This is a genomic window from Streptomyces sp. NPDC046465 (assembly GCF_040646035.1).
Classification (GTDB): Bacteria; Actinomycetota; Actinomycetes; order Streptomycetales; family Streptomycetaceae; genus Streptomyces.
On sequence record NZ_JBEYZK010000034.1, the window covers coordinates 60634 to 72345 of the forward strand.

General features: G+C 68.6%; 7 protein-coding genes. 3 read left to right on the forward strand and 4 right to left on the reverse strand.

Going from position 1 to position 11712, the window contains the following annotated elements; genetic code table 11:
* Window positions 1-715: 715 nt before the first annotated feature.
* Window positions 716-4726: an amino acid adenylation domain-containing protein gene (locus ABZ953_RS35895; protein WP_361733100.1), complete on the reverse strand. Its 4011-nt coding sequence runs from the start codon at window positions 4724-4726 to the stop codon at window positions 716-718.
* A 204-nt stretch (window positions 4727-4930) separates the two neighbouring features.
* On the reverse strand, window positions 4931-5548 hold the full coding sequence (locus ABZ953_RS35900; protein ID WP_361733102.1) for a helix-turn-helix domain-containing protein: 618 nt from the start codon (window positions 5546-5548) through the stop codon (window positions 4931-4933).
* Window positions 5549-5827: 279 nt separating this feature from the next.
* On the opposite strand from ABZ953_RS35900, the gene ABZ953_RS35905 reads away from it, so the two are divergent.
* On the forward strand, window positions 5828-6103 hold the full coding sequence (locus tag ABZ953_RS35905; protein WP_361733104.1) for a hypothetical protein: 276 nt from the start codon (window positions 5828-5830) through the stop codon (window positions 6101-6103).
* Between the two features lie 360 nt (window positions 6104-6463).
* Here ABZ953_RS35905 and ABZ953_RS35910 read toward each other — a convergent pair whose 3' ends face one another.
* The gene (locus ABZ953_RS35910) at window positions 6464-7324 is read right to left on the reverse strand and encodes a ScbA/BarX family gamma-butyrolactone biosynthesis protein (protein ID WP_361733106.1); all 861 of its coding nucleotides are present in this window, start codon (window positions 7322-7324) and stop codon (window positions 6464-6466) included.
* 926 nt (window positions 7325-8250) lie between these two features.
* Between ABZ953_RS35910 and ABZ953_RS35915 the strand changes: the two genes are divergently transcribed.
* Both ABZ953_RS35915 and ABZ953_RS35920 read left to right on the forward strand, forming a co-directional pair.
* Entirely contained in the window at window positions 8251-8943 is a 693-nt protein-coding gene (locus tag ABZ953_RS35915; RefSeq protein WP_361733108.1) for an HAD family phosphatase, read from the forward strand.
* 628 nt (window positions 8944-9571) lie between these two features.
* Entirely contained in the window at window positions 9572-10231 is a 660-nt protein-coding gene (locus ABZ953_RS35920) for a ScbR family autoregulator-binding transcription factor (RefSeq protein WP_361733110.1), read from the forward strand.
* Window positions 10232-10484: 253 nt separating this feature from the next.
* On the opposite strand, the gene ABZ953_RS35925 is transcribed toward ABZ953_RS35920, so the two are convergent.
* Entirely contained in the window at window positions 10485-11255 is a 771-nt protein-coding gene (locus tag ABZ953_RS35925) for a glucose 1-dehydrogenase (RefSeq protein ID WP_361733112.1), read from the reverse strand.
* Window positions 11256-11712 lie beyond the last annotated feature (457 nt).

The window sequence follows — 11712 nt, forward strand, 5'->3', positions numbered from 1 at the left end:
CGTCCTCTACAGGTGTCAAAGGGGGCGAGGAAACGGTTCGTCCGCGCCGAAGCGGAACCCATCGCACACATTCGGCCACGACACCCATCGGCGACCCGTCGGCCGTACGGTCCGGCCCCGGCGGCCCGAGCGAGCGCGCCGCCGGGCGGCGACTCGAAGCGGAGGCCGGTCACGAGTGTCCTGAGGCTGTCGGGACCCGGCACGCGCCGGGGCGGAAGCGGCCGACCCGCAGGGATCGGCGAGCCGGAACGGATTCCAACTACGCAAGGGACAGCGCGGGTTGACGCGTGCACCTGAAAACCGGCCGGAGGGGAGGCACGGTGACCGGGCAGAGCCGGTGGTCACATCGAGGTTCTCTCGAGGACCCGGCCTGTCTCACCGTACTCATCAGCACTTCCTGGCTTCCCCTCGGTCACAGCAGACTTACGACAGCACACATTTCAGCCAACTAGCGCACAAAAAAAGCCAGTTGGTCGGCAGCTGCAAACAATATCCTGTCGTATCTACCAACCGTTTGGCCAGATGAGCCAGCAGATCATGCGACGAGCCGGACAGTGGCAGGCGCGCCGGTTTGACCGCTGTCCCTGGCATCGCTAGACGTACTGCGGCATCGCTAGGCGTACTGCGGCATCGCTGGGCGTACTGCGCCATTGCGTGCCGATGTCTGGCCTCGCACGGCCACCACTGCCTCGTCGGCTTCCCCCCCCCGGGGGCCTCAGCGCGTGTCTGACAGGTGCGGGGCCAGGAGGTCCGCAACGGTCTTGAGGTGGTCGGGTGCGGCGATGGCGTGGTGGGTGCAGTCGAGGTTGTGGTGCGTGATGCGGCCGGTGACCCAGGGCCGCCACGTCTCGCTCGTAGGGGCGTTCGGCGGCCGGTTCCGGGAGGCCTGGAAGTAGAGCAGGTCGCCGTCGAAGGGCTGGGGAGTGTGAGTGGGGAGGAGAGCGGCGTAGTGCGCCAGGAGCGCCTTGGCGGCGGCGATCTGCTCTTCGTGCAGCACGCCCGAGAGCTCTTCGGGCAGATCCTCGCGGGCGGAGGAGAGACCGGTGGAGGAGAGACCGGCGGAGGAGGGCTCGCTGCCCCCGGCGAGGGGCGTCAGCGGCAGACCGAGGGCCTCGTGCAACAGCTGGCGGATGAGGGCGTCGTCGGGGTGTTCCGGCAGCGGCGGCGTGTGCTGGATCGGGGCCGAGTCGAGCATGGCGAGCAGCTGCACGTCCTCCCCGTCGGCCGTGAGCCGCGCGGCGATGGCCTGGGCCAGCGCACCGCCCAGGGACCAGCCGAGCAGCCGGTAGGGACCGCTGGGCTGCACGGTACGTAGGGTATGTACGTAGCGAGCGATCAGCTCATCGAAGGTGGTCACCGGAACGCCGTCATGGCGCGGGTCGGGGGCCTGCAGCGCATAGACGGGAAGATTGGCCGGCAGGTGACGCGGCAACGGGGCGTAGCACCAGCCGAGGCCGCCCGCCGGGTGGACGCAGAACAGGGGCGGCTGGTCGCCGGTGGGGCGCAGCGGAAGGAGCATCTCCTGGGCGGGCGTCGACGGCGCGTCGAGGGTGAGGAGTTCACTCAGGGCGGCGACGGTCGGCGCCTGGTAGAGCGCGCCCAGGGACACGGTGGCACCCAGCTGCTCGCGGATGTGCGTGATGAGCTTGGCGGCAGGCAAGGAGTGGCCGCCCAGGTCGAAGAAGTCGTCGTCGATACCGACCTCGTCCACGCCCAGGACCAGTGCGAACAGGGCACACAACTCCTTCTCCGGGCCGGTCCGCGCGCCCCGGCCCGATCGCGGGGCGGCGGTGGGGGCGGGAAGAGCCGCGTAATCGAGCTTTCCGTGCGCGGTCACGGGCAGCGTCTCGTGGAAGCTGAAGCTGGCGGGCACGAAGGCCGCCGGAAGCCTGCCGGCGATGAAGGAACGCAGTTCGCCCGAGCTCGGCAACGCGCCGCTCACGGACCGCTGCGCGGGCAGCATATGGGCGGCCAGCTGAGGTCCTTCGGCGCCGTGGTGGACGGTGACGACGCAGCGGCTCACGGCCGGATGCCTGGCCAGCGCGGCCTCGATCTCACCCCGCTCGATGCGCACGCCGTGCAGGTTGAGCTGGTCGTCGACCCGGCCCAGGTACTCCAGGTCGCCGGTGCTGGTCCAGCGGACCAGGTCGCCGGTGCGGTACATGCGTGCCCCCGGCGGCCCGAAGGGGTCCGGCAGGAAGGCGCGCGCCGTCTGCTCCGGCTGGTTCAGGTAGCCGCGGGCGATCTGCGCGCCGCCGAGGAAGAGCTCGCCGGTGGCCTGGGCGGGCAGGAGCTGACCCGCCGGGTCCAGGACATACGCGTTCACGTTGTACCCGGGGCGGCCGAGGACCGGACGCTTCCCGCGTTGGTCCAGACGGCAGTAGATGGCGTCCACGGCGGATTCGGTGGGGCCGTAGTAGTTGTAGAACGTGGTGCCCCGCCGGCGGCGCAACTGCTGCCAGAGGTCGCCGTCCAGGGCCTCCCCGCCGACCATCACCGTCGACGGCCGGTGAGGGAGTCCGGCGTCGAAGAGGCCGACGGTCATGAGCCGCCGCAGAAGGGTGGGGGTGAGGTCGAGGAAGTCCAGGCGCTCGGCGACAATATGGGTCACCAGGGCTGCCGGGTCATGGCGGACCTGGTCGTCGATCACGTGCACCTCCTGACCGGCGGCCATGAAAAGCGGGCCTTCCCAGAAGGTGTCGAAGCTGAAGGACGCGGTCAGCGCCGCGCGCAGCCGGTGCCCGATCCGCTGGGCGGCAGGCAGGATCAGCTCCTGGAGATGGTCGGCGAAGAGGTTGGCCAGCTGGCTGTGTTCGATCACCACCGCTTTGGGCCGACCGGTGGTGCCGGAGGTGAAGGCCAGATAGGCCGCGTCCTGCGCGCGCACCGGACGCACCCGGTCCTGATCCTCCACATTCTCGGCCGACTGGGCCGCCAACTCCCCCGTGACGGCGGGGTCGTCCAGGCGCAGCACCGGGATGCCGTCAGGCACGTGCGCGGCCGTCTCGCCGACCGCCACTGCCACCAGCGGCCTGGCGTCCTCCAACAGGGCGTGATTGCGCGCGGTGGGGGAGCCGGTGTCCAGCGGCACGCAGGCCGCACCCGACTTGAGCACCGCCAGCAGGGCGATCATGAAGTCGGTGCCACGAGGCAGGGCGAGAGCGACGTGCCGGTCGGGTCCGGTGCCCGCTGCCGCCAGCAACCGGGCCAACTGGTTGGCCCGCCCGTTGACCTCCCCGCGGGAAAGACGCTCTCCGCCACAGACCAGGGCAGTCACCTGCGGCGCCCGGCGCGCCTGCTGCTCGAAGCGCGTGTGCAGCCAATCGGCAGCAGTCACCGCGCAGGTACGGCCCCGGCCGGACGCAAGCAGCTGCGCCCTCTCCGTGTCGGCCAGCAGATCGATGTCGGACAGCCGCTGCTCGGGCCCTGTCCCGGACAGGAGCTGCAGCAGATGCGTGAACCGGCGGTGGTGGGCGGCGATCTCCTCGCGCGGATAGAGAGCCGGGTCGGCCTGGAGGTCGATGCGCAGCGAGCCGTCGGCGGGGCGGTCGTAGAGGTTCACACTCATGCCGGTGACCGGGCCGTTGGACAGATTGTGGACGACGGCCGGGTGCGGGCCGAAGGACAGCTGCGGATCGTGGGTCATGACGTTGATGCCCCAGTCGTCCAGGCACCCCTCGAGCCGCCGCCCGGCCCCGAGTTCCCGTAGCAGATACCAGAACGGGTAACGCTGATGCCGCACCAGCCCCTTGGCCGCCCCCGACGTGGCACCCATCAGATCGGCCACCGTCTCGGCGCCGTCCAGGGGCACGCGCAGGGGGAGTACGTTGGCGAGCATGCTCGGCACCCGACGCGTCGCGGGACCGCGCCCGGTCACCGTCACATCCAGGACCGCTTCCTGTCGACGGCCCAGCCGCTGCACATAGAGTGCCAGGGCGGCCATGGCCGCACCGGCCAGATTCGTACGGCAGCTACGCGCCAGCGCCCGCAACCCCAGCGCTGCCTCCGGGTCCACATACCCGGTCACCCGCTCGAAGGTCTGCGCCGGCATGAGCCACCGCTGGGAGGAGTGCGCGGCGCGCGGCCAGTCGGCCAACTGACCTGCCCAGTAGTCCCGGTCACGGGCAAGGAGGGGCGAAGCGTGGTACTCCGCGTTGTCCGCCACGGCGCGCGCCAACGGTTCCAGACCGGACTCCGGCACCGGCGTTCGCGCGTCCAGGGCACTGTAGATCTGCGCAAGTCGGCCCAGGAACAGGCTCATGCTCCAGCCGTCCATCATGATGTGATGGACGGCCAGGTAGAGCAGGAACCGGTCCGTACCGGTGCGCAGCACCGCGAAGGAGAAGGACGGACAGCGCCGCAGATCCACTGTCCGGCGCAGATCGGTCCACATCCACTGCTGCGCGGCCGCCTCCGGGTCCGCCTCCCCCCGCAGGTCCACCACCGGCAGAGGCCACTGCGAGCACGGTTCGATCACCTGCCACACGCGCTGCTCGCCATCGGTCTCGAACCGGACCCGCAGCATCTGTGTCTCGGCGACCACTTGGCGCAGCGCCCGCTCCAACAACTCTGGCTGGATCCGGCCACGGATCTCGACGAACTCAGCCGCCCGGAAGGCAGGGTTGTGCGGCTCCATCTCCTGCGCGAACCACATGCCGAGCTGTGCGGCAGTCAAGGCCAGCCGCCCCTCGGAGGGCCGCCAGTCGCCCGAGCGTGTCTTCGGCACAGTGACTTGTGGGGCAGCAGTGGCTTGGCGCGTAGTCATATCGGGTCAACGGCCCACTTGGCGTCACGGTCACGGGTGGTCGCTACTCCTACTGATGAGCGGCAACGGGCGGCAGCCGCAGGACGCGCCGTCCATCCCCTTGAACGACAGCGGTTCGTCCGGCCTGTCCGCGTCGGGCAGTTGCCGCTGAGGCCCGCCGTCCAGTCACCCGATACGGCCTTCCTCTTCGTCCGGCTCGGGCGGAAGGGCGGGCCGGGAGCTCTCGTCGGGCAGCGCCACCAGACGTACGGCCATCTGTCGAGAGCCGGGCGGGTGGTCGCCGGGTTCGGTCGCGTACTTCCGTAGCAGCGCCTGGTACTCCTCGACGAACGAGGCGACCTGCTCGTGCGTCATCCGCAGCCCCGAGCGGTGAATGTGGTTCCAGCCCGCGGAGGTGTCGTATCCGGCGTACGCGCGCACGACCAGGTTCAGGTCATGGGCCATCTTGAGGGCGCCGAGCTTCACCGCGGCCTCGCGTTCGTCCGCCGTCATCTCCAGACCCGGCGGCGTGAAGATGTCCGTCATCAGCGACTTCCACCAGCGTTCCCGGCCGGTGGACCGCTCCTCGATCTCGGCGATCAGCTTGAGGTCGGCGAGTTTGCGCAAGTGGTAGCTGGTGGTTCCGGTGCTCTCGCCGAGCGCTCTGGCGACGCTGGTGGAGTTCGCTTCGCCGTGCTCCCCGAGGTAGCTCAGGATGTCGCGGCGCACCGGGTTGGAAAGTGCCTTGTAGAAGGCCTTGATGTCCTGACCGGTGAGGACTCTCGTCTCGGGGCGCTCAGCCATACCGGCCAGCGTACTGCAGAGACTCTCTGCAGTAACTGCAGAGGATGTTTGCAGAATATCTCTGCAGTCACTACCGTGGCTCGGGACGGCGCCAACGGGTGCCAGAACACACGGGGGTTGAGATGCGCAGAAACCTGACCGGAAAGCTCCTGCCAAGGGCAGGAAGGGCAGGAAGGGCAGGAGGGTCGATGCTGCACCCTGTTGCCGTCCTGCGCCCGCCGACGGCGATCTCTGCTCGCGCAACTGCGGGTGCGGGTGCGGGGCGGCGGGTGGCCGGTCATGTCTGATGTGCTGGACGCCCGGACGCGGGACGAGATCGACGACCAGGTCGCGGAGGCGTTCGACGCCTACCTGGCGGACCGCCTGACCGAACGGGGCCCGCTGCGCACAGCACTCGCATCGAGGCGCAGCGCGGCGGTGGTGCTGGGCACGATCGGCACGGGCGCGCTGGCCACGGCGCTGGCACCGGCCGGAGCCGCCGTCGCCTGCTACTGGATCTGGGGTGCGATCGCGGCAGTCGATCTCACCTGGCTGCTGACTGCCGGTCGCCGTTGAGGTCTTGGGGCACGGATACGGGTGTATTGCCCCGGTAGCACCCCGGTACGTTTCCGGGGTGACTGATCACCGCGCTGCCGATGTTCACACGTAGTCGCTGCAGCTCATGCGCGACGGTGTGCCCGGCTTTCTGGATGAGTTGGGTCTGGGTCGCCGGGTGGATCTGCTGGAGGCACTCGGCGGGAGGGGCCGTCGCCTACCTGTTCGCCGAGGACCATGGCCGACCGAGCCGATGGAGTTCACGGCCGCGATTGTGACGTTCTTGCAGGCTGCGGGGTGCCTCCGCCCTGATTCGGCTCTGCTGACGGCGCCGCCGGGTCAGTCGTCAGCAGACAGCACACCACTCGTGGTTGTCGTCCTTCATTTCTGCGTGGTGGCGGTGATGTGGGTGGTGAAGGCGACTTGGTTGTTCTGGCGGCCGGTGACCTGGACGGTGTGGGTGTCGGGGTCGGCGGTGGGCTGGGGGACGGCGGTGATGTAGCAGGGGGTGGCGAGTTCGACGTAGCGGTGCCACTCGGTGTGGGAGTGGGTGGGGAGGGCGTGAGGAGGGAGGTGGGGGTGGGCGCTCTGGCGGGCGGCTTCGATGAGGACCATGCCGGGGATGTGGTCGCCGTTGTGGTCGAAGAGCACAGGGTGGCGGGGGTCGGGGTTGAGGAGCCAGGTGTGGGGCTGGTGGGTAGGGGCGAGGACGAGGTCGTGGGAGTGCGTTCGGCCGAAGACGGTGGGGTCTTGGTTGGTGGGGCTGTAATGAAGGTCGTTGAGGGTGGGGGCGAGGTGGGGGTTGGTGCGTATGCGTCGATAGGCAGCGGGAGTGACGCAGGTGAAGTCCCCGCGACCGGTGGCGATGACGCGGTGGTCATTGATGACGGTGAAGCTGGCGGTGAAGTTGGGGCCGCGCCGGACGAAGGTGGTGTTGATGGTGAGGTCGGTGGGGGTGTACTGGATGGCGAGGCGTTCGGGGTGAGTGGAGACGGTCATGCCCTGCATGACGAAGTGGTGGTCGAGGGGGACGCCGTGTTCGGTGTGGGCGAGGTAGATACCGGTCTGGCGGAAGGTCTCGCACACCTGTAGGTGGTCGTGGCTGCGACCGTCGGCGGTGGTGAAATAGGTGTGGGCGCGGGGCCATTGACCGCCGACGGCATAGGTGTTCTCGCCGGTCTTCTCATGTCCGGTGAGGAAGACCTCGGCGTGGGCGGCGCGGTGGACGTACTGGCGTGGCACGGTGCTGGTGAACGGGGACGGCGGGGCGGGCTGGCATCCGACGCGGGGTATGTCCTGAGGTGTGGGTGCGCTGGGTGCGTCGAGGGCGGTCTGCGGGTGCTGGGTGGCGGGCGCAGTGGCGGTCTGCGCGGCCTGCCTGTGTTGAGTGGCGGTGGCGACCTGCGCATACTGCGACTGCTGTGGCGCGGGCGGGGCCTGTGAGTTCCGCGGGCTCTGCACTGGCTGCGTGTTCTGGGTGGCTTGCGGGTTCCGGGGGTTCCGGGTGTTCCGCAGGTTTCGCTGGTTGTTCGGGTTCCGGTTGTTCTGGGTGTCTTGTGACTGTGTCAGGACCAGAGTGCTCATGAACCTCTCCCCCCGGAGGTGAATGAAAGTGAGTCCATAACATACATACCCACCGGTTTCCTTTTCAAGGATCGGTGCGGATTGCATGCGGGCGGCCTGGGGGAATGAGAAGGGTGACGGGAATCGAGCTTTAGTGACGCTGGGTAGTTGATTTCCTGGTGGTGCCGCGTCAAGTTTTGGGGATCAAGGGGAATTATTCCTTCCGTTTAACGGGGAAAACCGGGCGGCCGGTCTCTTGTTATGTTTTTTTCGCGCCGCTGGGCTCGACGTTGTCGATCCTGGTGGTGACCACGTCGTGGAGTGCGCGCTGTTTTCGCACGCGGCGTGAATTGCCGGTTCCGGTTTCTGCTGCAGTGTGGTGTTCTGTCGACGCTGGTGGGGCGCTGCGTGGCGGGGCGGGGCCGGCTCGGCGTCGGGCGCCATCCGTGGTGGCTCCGGAGAGTCAGGGGGTTGTTGTGGTGGTTCGGCCGGGTTCGGGCGGTGCAGGTGTGGACAGTGGGGGAGCAGTGGCTGATGGTGGGCCAGCGGGAGAGGGCCTGTTCGGTGGCGACTTGGTGGGTTCCTCGGAAGGGCGCGGGCAGGGGTTGGAGCACCTGGGCCTGGTGGCGGTGAATATTGACGGGGTGTTGCTCAGTGACAGTTTCGGCCCAGTGATCCGGCGGCTGGTCGAGTCGCGGGGCGGGGTGTACGGGGCGGAGTTGGAGCAGGCGTTGTTGTCGCAACCGCAAATGGTGGCGGCGCAGGCAGCGGCGGATGTTTTGGGGGGCAGTGCGCGGGACCTGCTTGCGGCGTATTTCGAGGAGCGGGACCGATATGTGCGCGAGCACCCGGTGCGGATCCTCGCCGGAGCGCGGGAACTGCTGGAAAGGCTGCGTTCATTGGGCGTGCGTACTGTGTGTTACGGAGGGCTTGAACGTGCGCACTTCGATAAGTATCTGGGCTCATTTACTGAGTATTTCGCCGCACCGGCGTACGTATGCACCAATGATTTCCGTCCCGGTATTCGGGAGATCACGGAGATGTTCGGTTTGCGGCTCGACCAGGTGCTCTTCATCGACGATGTGGCGCGGGTGGCGGAGGCCGCCAGGGAGTTGGGGGTGGCCTTCGTCGGGCGGCCCAGTGATTACGAGAACGGGTTCCAGCGGCCGTTGATGGAACAGGCCGGGGCCCGGCATGTGGTGCGCTCGCTCGGCGCGATCGATGAGGAGCTGTTGCGGACGGTGGATGCGGAGGCGGCAGCCGGAGGCAGCTGGCCTGCGCACGGTGCCCGGGCCTGAGGAGCCGCGGGCCGGGCCCTTCCGTGATGAGGGGGCGGACGGGAGGGACCTGTCGCCGGTGCCCATGCGTCCTACGTGTCAGGGCCCGTCGCCCGGGTGTCTCCGTTTCCCCTTCTTGCCGCTATTGCGGGGCTGGGGTGGCTGGTTTCGGCGTGCCGCTCTTGAGTGCCCGTGAGATCTGGGCCAGCGTTTGGCTCTTGATGCCGTATCAGGTGGGGCCTGCGGAGGCAGGGTTGGTGTGGGCGGGATCAGCGTCCCGGTCTGAGTGGGTATGGGAGTCCCGGGCAGTCGGCTCTGTCTCAGTGCACCCGGGCTGCGTCACCGCGAATCACCCTTCGGTGCGCTGCCCCTTGGTATCCCTCGAGCCTTGTGCCTTGTGCCATCTGCCGGGGCGGGGGAGCCTGGCAGGGCAGTCCGGGGTGGCGCGCGGAGGGCCGTAGGGGGTGGGGGACTGGGGTGTGGAGGGTGATGGGTGGGGATTTGTCGGGTGGGCGGGTGCCAAGGCGGGGATTTGTCAAGATCTTCGGCAGGGTCCTTACGAGCCGTTGTGGGTAAGGTACGTCCACGACGGTTTCTTTTTCGGGTCCGCTGCATACCCGATACGGGCACGGAGTGCAGGGGAGGTCACATGGCGCAGCAAGAGCGTGGGGTTCGAACCCGCCGCGCGGTGTTGGAAGCGGCCGCAGTGGTTTTTGCCGAGAATGGGTATTCGGCGGCCACGGTGTCGGAAATCCTTCAGATCGCCGGGGTGACCAAGGGAGCTCTGTACTTCCACTTTGATTCCAAGGAAGCCTTGGCGCGGGGGGTATTGCAGGCGCAGGTCGCCTATGTGGCACCGCCTCACGAGCTGAAGCTCCAGGAGTGGGTGGACGGGGGGCTGCTGCTGGCGCATGTGCTGCCGCGGGATCCCGTGGTGCGGGCGGGGGCAGTGCTCTCCTCCGATCCGCAAGGCAGGGAGCATTACGGCAGCGCGTGGCCGGCGTGGGTCGACGTGTCCGCGCAGACGCTCACCGAGGCCAAGGAGCGCGGTGAGATCCTCGCGCACGTGGTGCCGCGTCAGACCGCGGAGCTGATCGTGGGCGCTTTCCACGGAGTGCAGCTGTATTCGCAGCTGGAGTGCGGGCTGGCCGATGTCGAGCGGCGGATCGCGGTGCTTTACGAGCACCTGATACCGGCGATCACAGTGCCGGCCGTGCTGGTGCGTCTGGACCTGGCTCCGGACCGGGGAGCGCGCTTGTATTCGCAGGCGGTGTCTATCCCCTCCGCTCTGGTGGACAGCGCCCGCTGACCCCGCCCGAGGGCTGCCTCTGGGCGGCCCTCGGGCTGAACGCCCCGCTGATGGCTTGCGCTTGCCCGCCCGTACCCCGGGCCTGCCATCGGCTGGCCTACTGCCGCTGCACGCGCCGGACTTCACGATCGGCGGCCTTGGCCGATCAACGGCGCGTGAGCGCGTCGGCCCGCCCCTGTACATGCCCGGCGTTGCGCGCTTGCGGTTGGACGCGGCCGCGCGGCGCGCTCGCGGTCGGGCGCAGATCTTGTGGCTACCAGGTGGTGGCGCCGCCGTCGATGGGAACGGTGGCGCCGGTGATGAAGGTGGTGCGGTCGCTGCAGAGCCAGGCGGCTGTTTCGGCGACTTCTTCGGGCTCGGCCATGCGGTTTTGGGGCGAGGAGGCTTTGCTCTTGGCTTCCTGGGCGGGGTAGCGGGTGAACCAGGCGTCGGTCATATCGCTGCGGGTGAGGCCGGGGGCGATGGCGTTGACGCGGATGTGGTGGGGCGCGTACTCGACGGCGGCCACCTTGGTGAGTCCGATGACGGCATGCTTGGCGGCGATGTAGGGGGCGGCGACGGAGGTGGCGACTAGGCCGGCGACGCTGCTGGTGTTGACGATGGCTCCGCCGCCGCTTTCGAGCATGGCGCTGATTTCGGGGCGGAGGCTGTTCCAGACGCCGCGGACATTGGTGTCCATGACGAGGTCGTAGGCGGCGTCGTCCATGAGGTGGAGGGGGGCCTTCTCCAGGGCGGCACCGGCGTTGTTGAAGGCGACGTCGAGGCGGCCGTAGGTGTCGACGGTGTGGGTGACGGCGCGGCGCATGTCGGCGGCGCTCTGTACATCGGCGGCGCAGTAGGAGGCTTGCGCGCCGTCGGCGCGCAGTTCTTTGACCAGCTGTGCCAGGCGGTCCTCGCGTCGGGCGACCAGAACCACCGTGGCCCCTTCGCGGGTGAAGACGCGGGCCGCTGCGGCGCCGATGCCGCTGCTGGCGCCGGTGATAAGGGCGGTCTTTCCCGCGAGTGAGCCGTGAGGCTGGGTCATTGTGCCTGTTCTCCCCGTTGTCCTGGGCGGCGTGTGCCGTAGGTGGTCCGTTACTGCCCGGCGGGCGCCGACCGCCTCAGTAGCCTAGCGTGCGCGTTCGATAACAGAGGCCGCATTCCCGGTCCTTGCGTCATCCTCGGCCCTTCGCGTGCCTCACTCCGCCTCGCCGCACCACGCCCCGCTCCACCCGCGCTGCGCCGCGGAATCGGGTGATCTCTCCGGACGTCACTGCACTGCGAGACACACTCCTGCCCGCCCCTCCGAGTAGTGCCCAACTTCCGCACCATGTGGTGTTCTTGTTGTTCTCGGGTGTGTCCTGGGTGTCTGCTGGGGTGAGGGCCTGATGTGTCCGGTCCTGTCCCGTCTTCTTGCTGCGGGGTGTGGCCGGTGTCGCTGGTGTCGCTGGTGTTGGGGTGTCCGGTGTTCCTCCCTGGTGTTCCGTCCTGTCCGTTCGGGC

Coding starts and splice junctions, on each gene's coding strand:
- ABZ953_RS35920 (WP_361733110.1), top strand. CDS start 9,572: ATGGCGCAGCAAGAGCGTGGGGTTCGAACCCGCCGCGCGGTGTTGGAA.
- ABZ953_RS35905 (WP_361733104.1), top strand. CDS start 5,828: ATGTCTGATGTGCTGGACGCCCGGACGCGGGACGAGATCGACGACCAG.
- ABZ953_RS35925 (WP_361733112.1), bottom strand. CDS start 11,255: ATGACCCAGCCTCACGGCTCACTCGCGGGAAAGACCGCCCTTATCACC.
- ABZ953_RS35900 (WP_361733102.1), bottom strand. CDS start 5,548: ATGGCTGAGCGCCCCGAGACGAGAGTCCTCACCGGTCAGGACATCAAG.